An 18,897-nucleotide genomic window follows, 5' to 3' on the forward strand; every position below is an offset into this window, starting at 1 on the left:
GAAGAGGAGGGGCAACCTAATGCATTACTTGAAGCCGTCGGTTTTCAGCAGGCTATCTAGCATCTCCATTTCTACATTGAATTTAAGCTGATTGTTCTCCTGCAGCTGCTCATACTGCTGGGCGAAAGCGGAGCGCAGACCTTGCAAGGCGTGGAAGCATTTATCCATCGCTTGCTTACTGCTGCTGGACAGGCTCTCGAGGGCCGCCAGCTTTTCAACTTGCTCCACCACGCTTTCCAGCGCGGGCATATAGCGACTTAAGAACGCGTTGCCCGGCTTCACGTCTTCGGGATCTTCCTCCATGCTGGTCAAAATCATCCGAGCGTTTTTGATGGTGCCCTGTAGCTCAGTCTGCATGGCAGCGGGCAGCGTCTTTTTCTCCAGCATCAATAAGAGTCCGGCATAGTCATCTTTGGCCGGGCGGAAGACCTTCTTCACCGGCGCGGTTTTTGCCACGAGGATGGTGTTGGGGGATTCATCCTCTACAACATCGCGCGGTGGTCGGTAAGAACTAACGATCTTGGGTTCAGGCTTGGGAGCAGGTTTTGGCTCGTCGGGTTCATCGCGCGGTGGGCGGTAAGAACTAACGATCTCGGGTTCAGGCTTGGGAGCAGGTTTTGGCTCGTCAGGTTCATCACGCGGTGGTCGGAAGGACGAGACGATGTTTTCATCCTCGCTTTTTTGCTGCTTTAGCTGTTGATTATGTAGATATTCTTTATAGCTCACTTCTGACGTATGGGTGGCGGCGGGTTCAGCTTTGATTGGCGTGATTGAGTGCGCTGAACTCACGATCATCTTGCGGGCTATCACGACGATAACCAGAAAAACGACGTAGAACGGATAGGCGGCTAATAAATTATCGAAGATTACGGCATAAGATATGAGGGCTATGCCCCAGAGCAGGGCTTTCCACAATAGGTTGGCGCGAAATTGAGTCAGTAAACTGAGTAGCAATGCGGCCGTTGCCATCCAGAAAGGTAGCACTAAGCTATTGCCCAAAATGGCCCAAGCGACGCCGACTGGGATACTCCAATAAAAACTTTGTCGGTCAGTTAAAAAATTATGAAGCAGCATATAGCTAGGGAGCAGGACTAGCCATATGACGCCGTCTTGTTCGTCTTTGGGTATTAGAAGGTATTCGTCAGAGCTGGAAACGAAGCCAAAACAACCGAAAAGAATAACGATGTAAGTGAAAATCCTGAAACCACGAGAGTCGCGATAAAACTCGCTAAAAGAATCCGTATGGTAGTCAATCTCTCTCATTGTTAACCAACCACCTTCGCCTGCGCATTTTGCCCTGCGGCAATCGACGCCAGTTTCATGCGCAGCTCTTGCTCCATACCACCCAGCTCTTTCTCTACTTCAACCCGGCGTTGGCGCGCATTACTGGCAATAGACAGCGTCTCTTCCAACGTGTTCAGCAGGCGGTTTTGCACATCGCGCAGCGTATCGATATCGATAATCGAGCGTTCTACCTCGGTGGCGGTTTCGATGCTGCCCAGTTCTAACATTTCGGCATTGCGGCGCAGCATTTCATTGGTGGTGTCCGCCACGTCTTTTTGCAGCTTGGCGGCCTGACGCTGTGAGTTGAGGCTCAGGGCGAGGACGATTTGGCTTTTCCAGATAGGAATAGTGGTCAGAATGCTGCTTTGAATTTTTTCGGCCAGAGACTGGCTATTGTTTTGCATCAGGCGAATTTGCGGCGCGGTTTGAATCGCAAAGGTGCGCGAGAGCAGCAGGTCATGCAGGCGACGCTCAAAGCGCTGGATACCATTGACCAAATCGCGAACTAACTGAGCATCCATCGCATCGCCAGACTGCTCGGCCTTAGCCTGCGCCTGGGGTAAATCGGAGGCTTGAATCTGCTCAATCTTCTTTTTACCGGCGATGATATGCAGGCTGATTTGTTTGAAATATTCGCTGTTGCGAATAAACAGCTGTTCCAGCGTGGCGATGTTACGCAGCAGCTCGACAATAGTGTCCTGCAACTTATTGGAGATGGTATCCACTTGCTGAGCCAGCGTCTGATATTCCATCAGCGTGCGCTCGAGCTTGCTGAACATTTTGCCAATCAATGGCAGAGATTCGAGCAGGCCCTTTTTCTGCTCAAAAACTGTCAAATCGATGCTTTTCACTTTGCCAAGCATCGTGGTGAGCTGCTGACCAATCTCGCCCGCGTCTTTGGCGCGCACTTCTTGCATCATGGATTCGCTAAAGCGCGACATGGCGTTCATGGTCTTCGCGCCATAGGCAATCGAGAGCACCGGATCGGTAATATCAATTTGCGCCACGATCTCGTCCAGCTGTTGCTGATCTTCGGCAGTGAGAGCCTTGGTTGGCTCGCCGCTGGTGGTGGAAAGGTCGGTGGCGAGTTCGGTCGAAAGCGCGGCTTCCGGCTGTACAGATGTAGGTGTGGTTTCCGTCACTGCGTGATCCTTTTGATCGAGGATAAAGCCGCGAAAGCAGCTCAATTCATAAATTTGGCTAATAATAGCGTGATTTTAACCCGCACGATCTATGACTACCAGCAACAAACCCTCATACATTTTTATTCTTTGAATTGGCTTCATATTCCATAAAGTAATTAAAGATAATTTCTAATTACTTTCTATCCTTTTGCGGCTCCGCTAAAACTGTCTGACAAACCGCCAAAACGGTCTGATAACCCCCTTTAAATCCTGTGCGGAGCAATTTCTTATGGCGAGCAAAACCTTTGGTTCTTTCAAGTTACACGGCGTGGCGCTGGCTTTAAGTCTTGCGGCTTTTGGCGCACAGGCGGCGGATGTCACCGTGGCCTACCAAACGTCGGCGGAACCGGCGAAAGTCGCGCAGGCGGAAAACAGTTTTGGCAAAGAATCCGGCGCGCAGGTTGACTGGCGCAAGTTCGACAGCGGCTCGAGCGTGCTGCGTGCGTTGGCGTCCGGCGATGTGCAGATTGGCAATATCGGCTCCAGCCCGTTGGCGGTGGCCGCCAGCCAGAAGCTGCCTATTGAAGTGTTTTTGATCGCCTCTGAGCTGGGTAGCTCGGAAGCGCTGGTGGTGAAGAAAGAGATTAAAGACCCAAAAGACTTGGTTGGCAAGCGCATCGCGGTGCCTTTCATCTCCACCACCCATTACAGCCTGCTGTCGGCGCTCAAGCATTGGGACATCGACCCGAAACAGGTCACCATCGTCAATCTTCAGCCACCGGCCATCGCCGCAGCCTGGGCGCGTGGTGACATTGACGGCGCTTATGTTTGGGCGCCGGCGGTGAATGAATTGGAGAAAACCGGCAAGGTGCTGACGGACTCCTCGCAGGTCGGCAAATGGGGTTCACCAACTCTCGACGTGTGGGTAGTGCGCAAGGACTTCGCTAAAGCACATCCTGAGATTGTCACGGCTTTCGCCCGCAGTGCGTTGAAAGTGCAGGGGGATTACCTGCAACAGCCGAAGAAGTGGCTACAGGACAAAAGCAATCTTGATGCTTTGTCGCGCCTGAGTGGCGTTCCGGCCGAGCAAGTGCCTGATTTAGTGAAAGGTAACCGTTATTTGCCAGTGGACGAGCAGGTCACCCAGCTGGGTAAGCCGGTGGATAAAGCCATTAAAGACACCGCCGCGTTCCTCAAAGAGCAGGGCAAAGTGCAGCAGGTAGACGACGACTACAGCGATTACGTGACCAACCAGTTCGTCAAAGCCGTTCAGGCTAGCCCGAAATCCTGAGGAGAACGCCATGCTTAACGTCTCGCACCTTTCGGCGGAATATCAGGGCCGCCCGGCCCTGAAAGATATCTCCTTGCAGATTGCCAGCGGCGAACTGGTGGTGGTGCTCGGCCCGTCGGGCTGTGGCAAAACCACCTTACTTAACCTGATTGCCGGATTTTTGCCTGCATCGAGCGGCTCTATCACCCTCGACGGCGTGCCGGTCAGCGGGCCGGGTGCCGATCGCGGCGTGGTGTTCCAGCATGAGGGATTACTACCGTGGCGCGACGTGGTGAGCAACGTGGAGTTCGGCCTGCAATTGGCGGGCATCAACAAGAGCCAGCGCCGGGAAACCGCGCTGCGCATGCTGAATAAGGTCGGGCTGAAAGGCTACGAGCAGCACTTCATCTGGCAGCTTTCCGGCGGGATGCGTCAGAGAGTGGGTATTGCTCGCGCGCTGGCCGCCGACCCGCGCCTGCTGCTGTTGGATGAGCCTTTCGGCGCGCTCGACGCCTTTACTCGCGAACAGATGCAGGAGCTGCTGCTGACTATTTGGCACGACACCGGCAAACAAATTTTGCTCATTACCCATGACATTGAAGAGGCGGTGTTCCTCGCCAGCGAACTGTTGCTGCTCTCGTCGGGGCCGGGGCAGGTGGTGGAACGCCTGAAGCTCGACTTCGGCCAGCGTTACGCCAACGGCGAGCCGTGCCGCGCCATCAAGTCAGACCCGCAGTTTATTGCTCAGCGTGAATACGTGCTGAGTAAAGTCTTCCAGCAGCGCGAGGTGTTGATATGAGTCTGGATTCTGCACTCAACAATCAAACCACCGTGGCAGCCACTCGGCGCTCATGGCTGGCGCGCATTCCGCGCAACGTGCGGCTGAGCATTGCCACGCTGCTGGTGCTAGTGGTGGTGTGGTGGGCGGTGACCGCGCTGAAACTCATCAGCCCGCTGTTTCTCCCCGCGCCGCAGCAGGTGCTGCATCAGCTGTATGTCATCGCCAGCCCGCAAGGCTTTATGGACGCCACGCTGTGGCAGCATTTGGCGGCCAGCCTGACGCGCATTTTGATCGCGCTGCTGGCGGCGGTGGTGATTGGCGTGCCGGTGGGCATTGCCATGGGGCTGAATGATACGGTGCGCGGCATTTTGGACCCGCTGATTGAGTTGTATCGCCCGGTGCCGCCGCTGGCTTATTTGCCGCTGATGGTGATTTGGTTTGGTATCGGCGAAACCTCGAAAATTCTGCTGATCTATCTGGCGATTTTCGCCCCGGTGGCGCTCTCCGCCGTGGCGGGCGTGCGCAGCGTTTCTCAGGTGCGAGTGCGCGCCGCGCAGGCCCTCGGCGCCAGTAAGTTACAGGTGCTGCGCTATGTGGTGCTGCCGAGCGCGCTGCCGGAAATTCTGACCGGCATTCGGATTGGCCTCGGCGTCGGCTGGTCCACGCTGGTGGCCGCCGAGCTGATTGCCGCCACGCGCGGTCTGGGTTTTATGGTGCAGTCCGCCGGTGAGTTTTTGGCGACTGATGTGGTTATTGCGGGCATCAGCGTGATCGCGCTGATCGCCTTTAGTCTTGAAATCGGCCTGCGCGCCTTACAGCGCAAACTCACCCCGTGGCACGGAGAACAGCAATGAACGAACGTTTGATTATCACGCCGTTAGGCCCGTATATCGGCGCGCAGGTTGAGAATATCGATCTGACTCGCCCCCTGTCTGACGCGCAGTTTGAGCAGTTCTACCATGCTTTGCTCAAGCATCAGGTGCTGTTTGCCCGCAATCAGCCGATCACTCCGGCGCAGCAGCGAGCGCTGGCCGCGCGGTTCGGCGATTTGCACATTCACCCGGTTTACCCGCACGCGCCGGATGTCGAAGAGATCATCGTCCTCGATACCCATGACGACAACCCGCCGGACAATGACAACTGGCACACCGACGTCACCTTTATCGAAACGCCTCCGGCGATTGCGGTGTTGGCGTCAAAGCACCTGCCGACCACCGGCGGCGACACGCTGTGGGCCAGCGGCATTGCGGCCTACGAGGCGCTGTCCGAGCCTTTCCGCCAGTTGCTGACGGGTCTGCAGGCCGAGCACGACTTCACCAAGTCATTCCAGGAATTTAAATATCGCAAGACGCCGGAAGAGCACCAGCAGTGGCAGAAAGCCAAAGAGAAGAACCCGCCGTTGCTGCATCCGGTGATTCGCACCCACCCAGTGAGCGGCAAGCAGGCGCTGTTTGTGAATGAAGGTTTTACCACCCGGATTGTTGGCCTGAGCGAGAAGGAGAGTGCGGCGATCCTGACTTTCCTGTTTAACCACGTGACCAAACCCGAGTTTCAGGTGCGCTGGCGCTGGCAGCAGGATGATATCGCTATCTGGGATAACCGCGTGACGCAGCATTATGCGAATGCGGATTATCTGCCGCAGCGGCGGATTATGCATCGGGCGACGGTGCTGGGTGATAAGCCTTTTTATAAAGGGTGACGCGTGGTTGTGCGGGGCTGCGACGGCGTTGCTGCCTCGCTGTAGGATACTCACATACTGATGTATGCTCCGTTTCCCCAGCTCGTGGCGCCTTGTCTCGCTCCCGCACAATCACGCTCATACCTTGGCTGTGCGGGGCTGCGACGTCGTTTAAGGTTTTGCTCCTCCCCTTTCCAGGGGAGGGGGCTAGCCAAATCAACTCTCTACATCAAACGCCTTCGACATCTCTTCGAGCTGTTCTTGGGCGTCGAGCCAGGTCATTTCGGTCTCTTCCAGCGCGCCTTTGGTTTTAGTTTGCTGTTGCAGACATTCGGTAAGCTCGGCTTTGCGGCTGATGTCGTAAATGGCGGAATCGGCGAGCTTCTCTTCAATAGCCGCCAGTTCGTTGCTCAGCTTTTCCATCTGCGTTTCCAGCTTGGTTATCTGCTTGCGCAGCGGCTGGGTTTGATTGCGGAAATCGGCTTCGCGGCGCTTCTGGTCTTTGCGCGACTGCGCGCTGTTCACGCCGCCGTCTTTGGCCGGAGCTTCTTGCTGGCTCTCCTGACGCTGAATCTCAACCAGCCACTGCTGGTAATCTTCCAAATCGCCGTCGAACTGTTCGACTTTGCCGCCGTGAACCAGATAGAGGTCGTCGGTGGTGGAACGCAGTAAGTGGCGGTCGTGCGACACCACCACCATCGCGCCTTCGAAATCGATCAATGCTTCGGTCAGCGCCTGACGCATATCGAGATCCAAGTGGTTGGTTGGTTCGTCGAGCAGCAGCAGGTTAGGGCGCTGCCAGACGATCAGGGCCAGCACCAGACGCGCTTTTTCGCCACCGGAGAAACGGCCGGTCGGGTCTGTCACTTTATCGCCGTGGAAGCCGAAACCGCCGAGATAGTCGCGCAGTTGCTGCTCAGTCTCTTTGTTTGCCAGACGCACTAAGTGCTGCAACGGCGAGTCTTCGGCGCGCAAGAACTCCAACTGATGCTGGGCGAAGTAGCCCAGTTTGACCCCTTTCGACAGGCCAATATCTCCCTGCAAAGGCGCCATGGTTCCCGCTAACAGCTTGATCAACGTGGATTTACCGGCGCCGTTTCTACCCAGCAGCCCGATGCGCGAACCCGGCACCAGATTCAGCTTGATGGAGTCCAGAATGGTGGTGTCGCCATAGCCCGCGCTGACTTTTTCCATGCGCAGCAGCGGGTCGGGCAAACTTTCTGGCGAACGGAAGCTAAAATGAAAAGGATTATCCACGTGCGCCGGGGCGATCAGCTCCATGCGTTCCAGCATCTTGATACGGCTCTGCGCCTGCTTGGCCTTGGTGGCCTGTGCGCGGAAACGGTCAATATAGCTCTGCAAGTGGGCGACTTTCTCTTGCTGGCTCTCAAACAGCGACTGCTGCTGCGCCAGTTTCGTCGCCCGTTGACGCTCGAAGGAGGAGTAGTTGCCAGTGTATTCGTTCAGCGTCTGCTGCTCGATATGCAGGATTTTATCGACAATCGGGTCGAGAAAATCGCGGTCATGGGAAATCAGCACCAGCGTGCCGGTGTAGCTTTTCAGCCACTTCTCAAGCCAGATCACCGCGTCTAAATCAAGGTGGTTGGTTGGTTCGTCGAGCAGCAGTAAGTCAGAGCGACAAATCAGCGCCTGCGCCAGGTTAAGGCGCATACGCCAACCGCCCGAGAAGGATTTCACCGGCTGCTGCAATTGGCTTTGGCTAAAGCCCAGCCCGCTGAGCAGGCTGGCGGCGCGCGCCGGAATGGTCCACGCCTGAATGGCGTCGAGCTTGCCGTGGGCGTGAGCGATGGCGTTGCCGTCGTCGCGCTCGTTGGCGGCGTGCAATTCAGATTCTAACTGACGAAACTCGCGGTCGCCGTCGATAACATACTCTATGGCTGGCACGTCAAGCGCGGGCGTTTCCTGATTAACCCAGGCCAAAGCCCAGTTATTCGGGAAAGTCATGTTGCCCGCGTCGGCGCTCATTTCGTTTTTCAACAGTGAGATAAGTGTCGATTTACCACAGCCGTTTTTGCCGACCAAACCGACTTTTTGGCCGGGATTAATGGTCGCTGATGCGTTATCTAGCAGGACGTTAGTGCCGCGTCGGATTTGTAATGAGGAGAAAACAATCATAAAGCGCCGTGTTGAGAGTATGTTAAATTGTCACGATCATAAGTTAAACAAGACGTATTGCGTCCTATTTTTAGTCTTTGCGAAGCATGGTAACGGAAAAACCGCACCCTGACGACGCTTTGGAGGTATTGATGTCGCAGCCACCAAAGGTTTTGCTGCTGTATGCCCACCCGGAATCGCCCGATTCGGTCGCCAACCGCGTTTTGTTGCAACAAGCGCAGCAATTAGAGCATGTCACCGTTCACGATTTGTACGCCCACTACCCCGATTTTTTCATCGACATTCACCGCGAACAACAGCTGTTGCGCGACCATAAAGTGATTGTTTTTCAACATCCTCTTTATACCTATAGCTGCCCGGCGCTGCTAAAAGAGTGGATGGATCGCGTCTTGGCTCGCGGCTTTGCCAGCGGCGCAGGCGGCAACGCGTTGCGGGGAAAGTATTGGCGCTCGGTGGTCACCACCGGCGAGCCAGAGGGTGCCTATAAGGCGGGCGGCTATAACCGCTACCCAATGTCGGACATTATGCGTCCCTTCGAGCTGACCTCGGCGATGTGCCATATGCACTGGATGACGCCGATTATCATCTATTGGGCCCGCCGCCAGAAACCTGATGTATTACATAGTCATGCGCAGGCTTACGGCGATTGGTTAAGGTCTCCACTACCACACGGAGGCAATCAATAATGGACGGTTCGAATCTTCCGGCAGCGATTTTACTTTTTCTGTTCGCTGCCGTGGTTGCTGTACCCATTGCCCAGAAGCTGGGCATTGGCGCGGTGCTCGGCTACCTGCTGGCCGGGATTGCTATCGGCCCGTGGGGGCTAGGTTTTATTCGCGACGTGGATGAAATTCTGCACTTCTCCGAGCTTGGGGTGGTGTTCCTGATGTTTATCATCGGGCTGGAGCTGAATCCCGGTAAGCTTTGGGAGCTGCGCAGGCAGATCTTCGGCGTAGGGGCGGGGCAGGTGATATTGACCGCCGCCGTGCTGGGCGGGCTGCTCTATTTGACGAATTTCGCCTGGCAGGCGGCGCTGATTGGCGGTATCGGTTTGGCAATGTCATCCACCGCCATGGCCCTGCAATTAATGCGCGACAAGAGCATGACCCGCAATGAAGGCGGCCAGCTTGGCTTTGCGGTTTTACTGTTTCAGGATATCGCGGTTATCCCCGCGTTGGCGCTGATCCCCCTGCTGGCTGGTGGCCCGGAAGGCACCAATAATTGGGGCATGATTGGCCTGAAGGTGCTGGCGTTTGCTGGAATGCTGATTGGCGGGCGTTTCCTGCTTCGACCGATTTTCCGGCTGATCGTGGCCTCCGGCGTGCGCGAAGTGTTCACCGCCGCCGCGCTGCTGTTGGTGCTCGGCTCGGCGCTGTTTATGGATTCGCTTGGCTTCTCAATGGCCCTCGGGACCTTTATCGCCGGGGTGCTGTTGGCGGAAAGTGAGTATCAGCACGAACTGGAAATCGCCATCGAGCCGTTTAAAGGTTTACTGCTCGGGCTGTTCTTTATCTCGGTGGGCATGGCGCTCAACCTTGGCGTGCTTTACACCCACGTGCTCGAAGTGCTGATTGGCGTGGTGGTACTGGTGTCGATTAAAGGCGCGGTGCTATACACGCTGGCGCGGGTGTTTGGCATTCGCACCTCGGTCCGGCTGCAATTCTCAGCGGTACTCAGTCAGGGCGGTGAGTTCGCCTTCGTGCTGTTCTCAGCCGCCGGTGCACAGAAGGTCATCTCCTCCTCGCAGCTCTCTCTGCTACTGGTGGTGGTGACACTGTCGATGATGACCACGCCGCTGCTGATGCAGGCGGTGGATAAGATTCTGGTGCGCCGCTACAACGATAATGAAGAGAGCGATGAGAAGCACTTCGTGCAGGATGACCAGCCGCAGGTGATTATCGTCGGCTTCGGGCGTTTTGGTCAGGTGATTGGCCGCCTGCTGATGGCCAACAAGAAACGCATTACCGTGCTGGAGCGCGATATCAGCGCCGTCGGCCTGATGCGCACCTATGGGTATAAAGTCTATTACGGTGATGCCACCGAGCTGGAACTGCTGCGAGCCTCTGGCGCGGAGAAAGCCAAATCTATCGTGATCACCTGTAATGAGCCGGAAGATACGATGGAAATCGTGCATCTGTGCCAGCAGCATTTCCCACATCTAAATATTTTGGCGCGTGCTCGCGGACGTGTTGAAGCGCACGAGCTGTTGCAGGCGGGCGTGACTCACTTCTCGCGTGAAACCTTCTCCAGCGCGCTGGAGTTAGGCAAGAAGACGCTGGTGACGCTGGGGATGCATCCGCACAGCGCCTACCGCGCACAGCAGCACTTCCGCCGTCTGGATATGCGCATGTTGCGCGAACTGGTGCCGCAAAACCGTGGCGACGTGGCGCAGATTTCCCGTGTGAAAGAGGCGCGGCGCGAGCTGGAAGACATCTTCCAAAGCGAAATGCACAACGAGCGCCGCCAGCTAGATGGCTGGGACGACGACGAGTAAGCCGGGCTATAGCTGTCGAGAAGCCCGGCGGATAAATTTTTTTTTTGCAAAACGTTTCACCTGCCCCCATGTATAAAGCAGGCGCAAGACGCGACATTTTTGGAGAGTAAGTCATGGCTACAACCCGTAAACGTTTCATCGCTGGCGCCGTTTGCCCGCAATGTAAGGCGCTGGATACCCTCGCTTTATGGATTGAAGATCAGGTTGAGGTGGTCGAGTGCATCAAGTGCGGTTTGCATAAACGCCAGACCGATGAGCAGGTGGATAAAACCTTGCGCCGCGACGAACAAGTTATCGGTATTTTTGATCCGAAGTAGCGTTAATAGTCGCGTTTTTTGTATGCTATCAGGTACAGAGGCGCGGATTTCCGTTACACTCTTCGCCAAATTTATTCGGCACTGTTGTTGTCATTCAGTTTCCAACGGTAGGAGTTATCATGAAAGTAGCAAAAGACCTGGTCGTCAGCGTGGCATATCAGGTACGTACAGAAGACGGTGTGTTGGTTGATGAATCACCGGTGAGCGCACCGTTGGATTATCTGCACGGTCATGGTTCCCTGATCTCCGGTCTGGAAACCGCGCTGGATGGTCATGCAGTCGGTGACAAATTCGACGTGCACGTTGGCGCCAATGACGCTTACGGCAACTACGACGAAAACCTGGTGCAGCGCGTGCCTAAAGACGTGTTCATGGGTGTTGAAGAGCTGGAAGTGGGTATGCGTTTCCTGGCTGACACCGATCAGGGTCCAGTTCCAGTAGAAATCACTGAAGTTGATGGCGACCACGTAGTTGTTGATGGCAACCATATGCTGGCTGGCCAGAACCTCAACTTCCACGTAGAAGTGGTCGCGATACGCGAAGCCACGGCTGAAGAACTGGCTCACGGCCACGTTCACGGCGAGCACGGTCATGACCATGGTCACGACCACGACCATGACCACGGCGGTTGCTGCGGCGGCCACGGTCACAGCCATGATCACGATCACGGCCATGACCACGGCAGCAAAGGCGGTTGCGGTAACGGCGGATGTGGTTGCCACTAAGGCCCACTAAGTCGTTAAAGCGAAAAAGGCACCCAATGGGTGCCTTTTTTGTTGCTGCGGCGTAAGGCTGTGGCATTAGTAATGCGGCGGCGGCGTCTCTTCCGACTGATCGGCGATTTGCGAAGGCTGCGACGCGCGCAGTTTATCGGTCAATAAGCGCAGGTGGTCATGCAGCCGACTCATTTCTAACTGGTGTGATGTGACGATGTGATTGAGTTCATCAATGGTCACTTCCTGAAATGCCAGACGACTTTCTAGCATCTCTAAACGTTTCTCGATGGCGCTCTGGTCCATGGGTTTCACCTCTTATGCTGCAATGGACGGATTCTACCTGCAAATGCGGGGAATTACCTGACGGGCTGTCTGAGAGTTTTCGTATTTTAAGGAAATTAAGAAACTTATTGTCTCAAAAAGGTTCTGAATAATACGCTATTGGTTAGTATAGAGATTGTCTTGTTCGAACATGGACAGTTATAGTAACCGCCGTACTTTCGTTATTGTTACCTGAGGCTGCGCGCTTCAGGTCTTGGAGAAATGGATGAAATCACTGTTTAAAGTAACACTGTTAGCGACCACCATGGCACTGGCACTGAATGCGACGCAGGCCATGGCAGATGATGCAGCAAAAGCTGCTCCAGCGCCTGCCGCTGCACCAGCCGTCGCCGGACCGGCAGCGACGGATACAACTAAGTTTAAAAGTGATGATGAGCAGGCTGCTTACGCGCTGGGTGCTTCACTTGGCCGCTACATGGACAATTCTCTGAAAGAACAAGAGAAATTGGGTATCAAACTGGACAAAGACCAGTTGATCGCTGGTGTGCAGGACGCGTTTGCGAACAAGAGCAAACTGTCTGACGCCGACATCGAGAAAACGCTGCAAACTTTCGAAGGCCGCGTGAAGGCTTCCGCTCAGGCTAAAGTTGAACAAGACGCTAAAGCTAACGCAGAGAAAGGCGACAAATTCCGCGCTGACTTCGCCAAAACTAAAGGCGTGAAGAAAACTGAATCTGGCCTGCTGTATCAGGTAGAAAAACCAGGTACTGGCGAAGTGCCGAAAGATAGCGACACCGTAGTTGTTAACTACAAAGGTACTCTGACCGACGGGACTGAGTTCGATAACTCTTATACTCGCGGCGAGCCACTGTCCTTCCGTCTTGACGGCGTGATCCCTGGCTGGACCGAAGGTCTGAAGCACGTTAAGAAAGGCGGTAAAATCAAGTTGGTCATTCCACCAGACTTGGCTTACGGCAAAACTGGCGTCCCAGGCATCCCTGCTAACTCTACTCTGGTATTCGACGTAGAACTGCTGGACGTTAAAGCCGCACCTAAAGCTGACCCAAAAGCGGCAGACCAGCCAGCTGACGCTGCAGCACCTAAAACAAACTAATCTGTTTTGGTTGCTCTGAAAAACCGTCGCTAAACGCGGCGGTTTTTTTTGCCTGAAAGATTAATTCCGGCTGTGACCCTCATTTTACTGCGGTTACTCTATGATGATCACTTGACGCGTTTGCCTGTCGAGCATAACGTCACTATTCCATGTGATCTCAAGGGTGTCTGCCTGTTTACAGCAGTGAAGGCCCCGAATATTGATTGATGCGTATTGCTGGTTCAAGCGAGCGCAATGTAGAGGGTGGTAGCTTCGATGTCTAATTCGCTTATATCTGGCGAAACCGGCGAACTGGATTTGCTGGACCAACGTCCTTTCACTCAGACCGACCACGAAATTCTCACCTCGTATGAGGCGGTAGTTGATGGTCTGGCGATGCTTATCGGCGAGCACTGTGAAATTGTTCTGCATTCTCTTGAAGACTTGAAATGCTCGGCGATTCGAATTGCCAATGGTGAACACACTGGGCGTAAAATCGGTTCGCCTATTACCGACCTGGCGCTGCGCATGCTGCACGATATGACAGGTGCCGACAGCAATGTGTCGAAAGCCTATTTCACTCGCGCCAAAAGTGGTGTGTTGATGAAGTCAGTCACCATCGCTATTCGCAATCGCGAGCAGCGAGTGATTGGCCTGCTGTGTATCAACATGAACCTCGACGTGCCTTTCTCGCAAATCATGCAGACCTTTATGCCGCCAGAAACGCAGGAAGTGGCGCCTTCGGTGAACTTCGCCTCGTCGGTTGACGACTTGGTGGCACAAACGCTGGAGTTCACCATTGAAGAGGTGAATGCCGACCGCAACGTGTCGAATAACGCCAAGAATCGTCAGGTGGTTCTGAATCTTTACGAGAAAGGCATTTTTGATATCAAAGATGCCATTAACCAGGTGGCCGATCGCCTGAACATCTCCAAACACACGGTTTATCTCTATATCCGCCAATTTAAGAGCGGCGACCTGGTGGGGAACGAACGTTGAAACTGCGTTATTGCCTGCTGGTGACCGGCCCTGCCTACGGCACGCAACAAGCCAGCGCGGCCTATCAATTTGCTCTGGCGCTGTTAGCCGCCGGGCATCAGTTAGACAGCATCTTTTTCTATCGCGAAGGCGTTCTGAACGGCAATCAGCTTTCTGCGCCAGCTTCAGACGAGTTCGACTTGGTGCGCGCCTGGCAGCGATTGGCCGTCGACAACCACGTGGCGCTGAATGTCTGCGTGGCAGCCGCGCTGCGCCGTGGCGTGATTGATGGCGATGAAGCCCGCAATCAGGGCGGTGAGTTTGCTAACCTGCAGTCAGGTTTTGCGTTGACCGGGCTGGGAAGTTTGGCGGAAGCGTCGCTGACCTGCGATCGGCTAGTGCAGTTTTAAATACAAGGTGTAATCCAATATGAAAAAAGTCGCCTTTATTTTTACGCATGGGCCACACGGCAGTTCTGCAGGCAGGGAAGGACTTGATGCTTTGCTCGCCACCTCGGCGTTAACTGAAGACATTGGCGTGTTCTTTGTCGCCGATGGCGTATTTCAGCTGTTACCGAACCAACAGCCAGAAAAAATTCTTTCGCGTAATTATATCGTCACTTACGGCGTTTTATCCTTATACGATATCGACCAGTGTTTCATCTGCGAGGAGTCCTTGGCGGCGCGCGGATTGTCGAGTGTGGACAACTGGGTGCTGGATGTTGAGAGGCTGGCGGCGGCTGAATTGCGCGCTAAGTTAGCGGAATACGATGTCGTGATGACATTTTAATGCAGGAAAAACCATGCTTTTTACCTTAGCGAATTCTCCCCAAGCGTGTGATTTCCCCACACTTGTTAGTCTGATTGGCTCACAGGACGCTTTACTGCTGATGCAAGACGGCGTACTGGCGGCCTTGAAAGACAACAGCGCGGCGCACCCATATCTAGCTACGGCAGAACATTCTGTCTATGCCCTAAGTGAAGATTTAGCCGCCCGAGGATTGGTTGGTCAAATTTCACACAATATTACGCTGATCGACTATACTGGTTTCGTCGCGCTGACCGAAAAACACCCTCAGCAAATCGCATGGTGATCACCTCCAACGCTGTATATTTCTTGACACCTTTGTAGGTCAGCCCTAAAATTCTGCGTCCCCATATTAGCTAATGCTGTATATGGGGTGATTTAACACGCGTTTACAAAGTAGTTTATGAACCAAAATCCAGGAGCTTTTTAATGGCAACAATTAATCAGCTGGTACGCAAACCACGCTCTACGAAGGTTGCTAAAAGCAACGTTCCAGCGCTGGAAGCTTGCCCGCAGAAACGTGGCGTATGTACTCGTGTATATACCACCACTCCTAAAAAACCAAACTCCGCACTGCGTAAAGTATGCCGTGTGCGTTTGACTAACGGTTTTGAAGTTACCTCCTACATCGGCGGTGAAGGTCATAACCTGCAGGAACACTCCGTGATCCTGATCCGTGGCGGTCGTGTAAAAGACTTGCCAGGTGTGCGTTATCACACCGTCCGTGGCGCGCTGGACTGTTCAGGCGTTAAGGATCGTAAGCAATCTCGTTCTAAATACGGCGTCAAGAAGCCGAAGTCTTAATGGTTCTCCGTTAAGTAAGGCCAAACATTTTTACATTAATGTCAAAATAAACTCTTTGAGTTTTGGACAATCCTGAATTAACAACGGAGTATTTCCATGCCACGTCGTCGCGTCATTGGTCAACGTAAAATTCTGCCAGATCCTAAGTTCGGGTCCGAACTGCTGGCTAAATTCGTAAACATTCTGATGGTAGATGGTAAAAAATCTACTGCAGAAGCAATCGTCTACACTGCTCTTGAGACCCTGGCTCAACGTAGCGGTAAAGGCCACCTGGAAGCTTTCGAAGTCGCTCTGGACAACGTTCGTCCGACTGTCGAAGTTAAGTCCCGCCGCGTAGGTGGTTCTACTTATCAGGTTCCAGTTGAAGTACGTCCGGTTCGTCGTAATGCCCTGGCAATGCGTTGGATCGTTGAAGCTGCTCGTAAACGCGGTGATAAATCCATGGCTCTTCGCCTGGCGAACGAACTTTCTGACGCAGCAGAGAACAAAGGTACTGCTGTTAAGAAACGTGAAGACGTTCACCGTATGGCTGAAGCCAACAAGGCGTTCGCCCACTACCGCTGGTAATCACTTCGCAGTAGTTATGCTAACCAAGCGGGCGCTTCAAGAAGCCAACCCGCTTGGGTTAACTGAACTTGAACGTCCTAGTTATAGAGGAATCAAATGGCTCGTAAAACACCCATTGAGCGCTACCGTAACATTGGTATCAGTGCTCACATCGACGCCGGTAAAACGACCACTACCGAACGTGTTTTGTTCTACACCGGTGTAAACCACAAAATCGGTGAAGTTCATGATGGCGCAGCTACCATGGACTGGATGGAGCAAGAACAGGAACGTGGTATTACCATCACGTCCGCTGCTACCACCTGTTACTGGGCTGGTATGGCTAAGCAGTTCGAACCACACCACATCAACATCATCGACACCCCAGGGCACGTTGACTTCACCATCGAAGTAGAACGTTCCATGCGTGTTCTTGATGGCGCGGTAATGGTTTACTGTGCTGTTGGTGGTGTTCAGCCACAGTCTGAGACCGTATGGCGTCAGGCAAACAAATATAAAGTTCCTCGTATCGCGTTCGTTAACAAAATGGACCGTATGGGTGCTAACTTCCTGAAAGTTGTTGATCAGATTGAAAAACGTCTGGGCGCAACTCCGGTGCCTCTGCAACTGGCAATCGGCGCGGAAGAGAAATTCACCGGTGTTGTTGACCTGGTGAAGATGAAAGCTATCAACTGGAACGAAGCTGATCAGGGCGTGACCTTCGAATACGAAGAGATCCCAGCTGACATGCAAGAACTGGCTGAAGAATGGCATCAGAAACTGGTTGAGTCCGCTGCTGAAGGCTCTGATGAGCTGATGGAGAAATTCTTTGGTGGCGAAGAGCTGACTGAAGAAGAGATCAAAACTTCTCTGCGTAAGCGCGTTCTGAACAACGAAATCATCCTGGTTACCTGTGGTTCTGCGTTTAAAAACAAAGGCGTACAGGCAATGCTGGATGCTGTTGTTGAGTATCTGCCAGCACCAACCGACGTTGAAGCTATCAACGGTATGTTGGATGACGGTAAAGACACTCCAGCAGTTCGTCACTCTGATGATGCTGAGCCGTTCTCTGCTCTGGCGTTCAAAATCGCAACTGACCCATTCGTGGGTAACTTGACGTTCTTCCGTGTTTATTCCGGTCTCGTCAACTCAGGTGACACTGTATTTAACCCAGTGAAATCTCAGCGCGAACGTCTGGGCCGTATCGTTCAGATGCACGCTAACAAGCGTGAAGAAATTAAAGAAGTTCGTGCAGGCGACATCGCTGCGGCAATCGGTTTGAAAGACGTAACTACCGGTGACACTCTGTGTGATCCAGACAATGTGATCATTCTGGAGCGTATGGAGTTCCCTGAGCCGGTTATCTCCGTTGCGGTAGAACCAAAAACCAAAGCTGACCAAGAAAAAATGGGTCTGGCTCTGGGCCGTCTGGCGAAAGAAGACCCATCATTCCGCGTATGGACTGACGAAGAATCTGGTCAGACTATCATCGCAGGTATGGGTGAGCTTCACCTGGACATCCTGGTTGACCGTATGCGTCGCGAATTTAACGTTGAAGCGAACGTCGGTAAGCCACAAGTTGCTTACCGTGAAGCAATTCGCGGTAAAGTTACCGACGTTGAAGGTAAACACGCTAAGCAGTCTGGTGGTCGCGGTCAGTATGGTCACGTTGTGATCGACATGTACCCACTAGAACCTGGCACAAATCCGAAAGGATATGAGTTTGTCAATGAAATCAAAGGCGGTGTGATTCCAACTGAATTCATCGGCGCGATTGACAAAGGCATCCAGGAACAGCTGAAGTCTGGTCCACTGGCGGGTTACCCGGTAGTAGATCTGGGCGTGCGTCTGCACTTCGGTTCTTACCATGACGTTGACTCCTCTGAGCTGGCGTTTAAACTGGCCGCTTCTATCGCCTTCAAAGATGGCTTTAAGAAAGCGAAACCAGTTCTGCTTGAGCCGATCATGAAGGTTGAAGTAGAAACTCCGGAAGAGAACACTGGTGATGTCATCGGTGACCTTAGCCGTCGTCGTGGTCAACTGAAAGGTCAGGAATCCAACGCTACTGGCGTTCAGATTCACGCTGAAGTTCCGTTGTCCGAGATGTTCGGATACGCAACTCAACTGCGTTCTCTGACCAAAGGCCGTGCTTCTTACTCCATGGAGTTCCTGAAGTACGATGATGCGCCGAACAACGTCGCTCAGGCCGTTATTGAAGCTCGTGGCAAATAAGCCACTGGTTTAAACACAATGATCCAGTGCTCTCTCTATGAAGGGGGAGCACAAGAGTAAGGAATATAGCCGTGTCTAAAGAAAAATTTGAACGTACAAAACCGCACGTTAACGTTGGTACTATCGGCCACGTTGACCACGGTAAAACTACCCTGACTGCTGCAATCACTACCGTTCTGGCTAAAACCTACGGCGGTGCTGCTCGTGCCTTCGACCAGATCGATAACGCACCAGAAGAAAAAGCTCGTGGTATCACCATCAACACTTCTCACGTTGAATATGACACCCCAAGCCGTCACTACGCGCACGTAGACTGCCCAGGACACGCCGACTATGTGAAAAACATGATCACCGG

Annotated in this window: 21 protein-coding genes; 17 read left to right on the forward strand and 4 right to left on the reverse strand. The window is 53.6% G+C overall.

Annotated elements, in window-relative coordinates; genetic code table 11:
* Positions 1-24: 24 nt before the first annotated feature.
* A complete protein-coding gene (locus SBO83_RS13880) occupies positions 25-1,263 on the reverse strand; it encodes a 5-bromo-4-chloroindolyl phosphate hydrolysis family protein (RefSeq protein WP_396131908.1) in 1,239 nt (412 codons plus the stop codon).
* A 2-nt stretch (positions 1,264-1,265) separates the two neighbouring features.
* Entirely contained in the window at positions 1,266-2,426 is a 1,161-nt protein-coding gene (locus SBO83_RS13885) for a toxic anion resistance protein (RefSeq protein WP_396131909.1), read from the reverse strand.
* 271 nt (positions 2,427-2,697) lie between these two features.
* On the opposite strand from SBO83_RS13885, the gene tauA reads away from it, so the two are divergent.
* The 4 genes from tauA to tauD are packed head-to-tail and all read left to right on the forward strand — an operon-like array spanning position 2,698 to position 6,158.
* Positions 2,698-3,699 carry a taurine ABC transporter substrate-binding protein gene (tauA, locus tag SBO83_RS13890; RefSeq protein ID WP_396131910.1) on the forward strand — a complete coding sequence of 334 codons (1,002 nt, stop codon included), beginning with the start codon at positions 2,698-2,700 and terminating at the stop codon, positions 3,697-3,699.
* Between the two features lie 10 nt (positions 3,700-3,709).
* A complete protein-coding gene (gene tauB, locus SBO83_RS13895) occupies positions 3,710-4,477 on the forward strand; it encodes a taurine ABC transporter ATP-binding subunit (RefSeq protein ID WP_396131911.1) in 768 nt (255 codons plus the stop codon).
* A complete protein-coding gene (tauC, locus tag SBO83_RS13900; RefSeq protein WP_353503563.1) occupies positions 4,474-5,313 on the forward strand; it encodes a taurine ABC transporter permease TauC in 840 nt (279 codons plus the stop codon). Before tauB ends, tauC begins: the two co-directional genes overlap by 4 nt.
* The gene (tauD, locus tag SBO83_RS13905) at positions 5,310-6,158 is read left to right on the forward strand and encodes a taurine dioxygenase (RefSeq protein WP_353503562.1); all 849 of its coding nucleotides are present in this window, start codon (positions 5,310-5,312) and stop codon (positions 6,156-6,158) included. Before tauC ends, tauD begins: the two co-directional genes overlap by 4 nt.
* A gap of 195 nt (positions 6,159-6,353) precedes the next feature.
* On the opposite strand, the gene SBO83_RS13910 is transcribed toward tauD, so the two are convergent.
* On the reverse strand, positions 6,354-8,273 hold the full coding sequence (locus tag SBO83_RS13910; protein ID WP_185689104.1) for an ABC transporter ATP-binding protein: 1,920 nt from the start codon (positions 8,271-8,273) through the stop codon (positions 6,354-6,356).
* A gap of 131 nt (positions 8,274-8,404) precedes the next feature.
* On the opposite strand from SBO83_RS13910, the gene kefG reads away from it, so the two are divergent.
* The 4 genes from kefG (at position 8,405) to slyD (ending at position 11,809) form a co-directional block, all read left to right on the forward strand.
* Positions 8,405-8,959 carry a glutathione-regulated potassium-efflux system ancillary protein KefG gene (gene kefG / locus SBO83_RS13915; protein WP_100936566.1) on the forward strand — a complete coding sequence of 185 codons (555 nt, stop codon included), beginning with the start codon at positions 8,405-8,407 and terminating at the stop codon, positions 8,957-8,959.
* Positions 8,959-10,767: a glutathione-regulated potassium-efflux system protein KefB gene (kefB, locus tag SBO83_RS13920; protein ID WP_396131912.1), complete on the forward strand. Its 1,809-nt coding sequence runs from the start codon at positions 8,959-8,961 to the stop codon at positions 10,765-10,767. Before kefG ends, kefB begins: the two co-directional genes overlap by 1 nt.
* Positions 10,768-10,880: 113 nt before the next feature.
* On the forward strand, positions 10,881-11,084 hold the full coding sequence (locus SBO83_RS13925) for a YheV family putative zinc ribbon protein (protein WP_034793711.1): 204 nt from the start codon (positions 10,881-10,883) through the stop codon (positions 11,082-11,084).
* A gap of 119 nt (positions 11,085-11,203) precedes the next feature.
* Entirely contained in the window at positions 11,204-11,809 is a 606-nt protein-coding gene (gene slyD / locus SBO83_RS13930; RefSeq protein ID WP_034793709.1) for a peptidylprolyl isomerase, read from the forward strand.
* Positions 11,810-11,884: 75 nt separating this feature from the next.
* On the opposite strand, the gene SBO83_RS13935 is transcribed toward slyD, so the two are convergent.
* Positions 11,885-12,103: a protein SlyX gene (locus tag SBO83_RS13935; protein WP_034793707.1), complete on the reverse strand. Its 219-nt coding sequence runs from the start codon at positions 12,101-12,103 to the stop codon at positions 11,885-11,887.
* A gap of 244 nt (positions 12,104-12,347) precedes the next feature.
* Here SBO83_RS13935 and fkpA point away from each other — a divergent pair, with 244 nt between their 5' ends.
* From fkpA to SBO83_RS13980, 9 genes are all read left to right on the forward strand, one after another.
* The gene (gene fkpA / locus SBO83_RS13940; protein WP_396131913.1) at positions 12,348-13,196 is read left to right on the forward strand and encodes an FKBP-type peptidyl-prolyl cis-trans isomerase; all 849 of its coding nucleotides are present in this window, start codon (positions 12,348-12,350) and stop codon (positions 13,194-13,196) included.
* A gap of 255 nt (positions 13,197-13,451) precedes the next feature.
* Positions 13,452-14,174, forward strand: coding sequence for a helix-turn-helix transcriptional regulator (locus tag SBO83_RS13945; protein WP_034793705.1), 723 nt, complete (start codon positions 13,452-13,454; stop codon positions 14,172-14,174).
* Positions 14,171-14,563: a sulfurtransferase complex subunit TusD gene (tusD, locus tag SBO83_RS13950; protein WP_185689107.1), complete on the forward strand. Its 393-nt coding sequence runs from the start codon at positions 14,171-14,173 to the stop codon at positions 14,561-14,563. The genes SBO83_RS13945 and tusD overlap by 4 nt, the downstream gene beginning before the upstream one ends.
* 19 nt (positions 14,564-14,582) lie before the next feature.
* Positions 14,583-14,942, forward strand: coding sequence for a sulfurtransferase complex subunit TusC (gene tusC / locus SBO83_RS13955; protein WP_396131914.1), 360 nt, complete (start codon positions 14,583-14,585; stop codon positions 14,940-14,942).
* A 13-nt stretch (positions 14,943-14,955) separates the two neighbouring features.
* Positions 14,956-15,246 (forward strand): sulfurtransferase complex subunit TusB, encoded by a 291-nt coding sequence (tusB, locus tag SBO83_RS13960; protein WP_396131915.1) that lies wholly within the window; start codon positions 14,956-14,958, stop codon positions 15,244-15,246.
* A gap of 143 nt (positions 15,247-15,389) precedes the next feature.
* Entirely contained in the window at positions 15,390-15,764 is a 375-nt protein-coding gene (rpsL, locus tag SBO83_RS13965; protein ID WP_013573668.1) for a 30S ribosomal protein S12, read from the forward strand.
* 96 nt (positions 15,765-15,860) lie between these two features.
* Positions 15,861-16,331, forward strand: coding sequence for a 30S ribosomal protein S7 (gene rpsG, locus SBO83_RS13970; RefSeq protein ID WP_005969574.1), 471 nt, complete (start codon positions 15,861-15,863; stop codon positions 16,329-16,331).
* 96 nt (positions 16,332-16,427) lie between these two features.
* Positions 16,428-18,542, forward strand: a complete 2,115-nt coding sequence (gene fusA / locus SBO83_RS13975) for an elongation factor G (protein WP_353503555.1) — start codon at positions 16,428-16,430, stop codon at positions 18,540-18,542.
* A 71-nt stretch (positions 18,543-18,613) separates the two neighbouring features.
* Positions 18,614-18,897: GTP-binding protein (locus tag SBO83_RS13980; protein WP_396131916.1), on the forward strand; the 284-nt coding region annotated here is incomplete at its 3' end.

The organism is Ewingella allii (assembly GCF_044430645.1).
Classification (GTDB): Bacteria; Pseudomonadota; Gammaproteobacteria; order Enterobacterales; family Enterobacteriaceae; genus Ewingella; species Ewingella allii.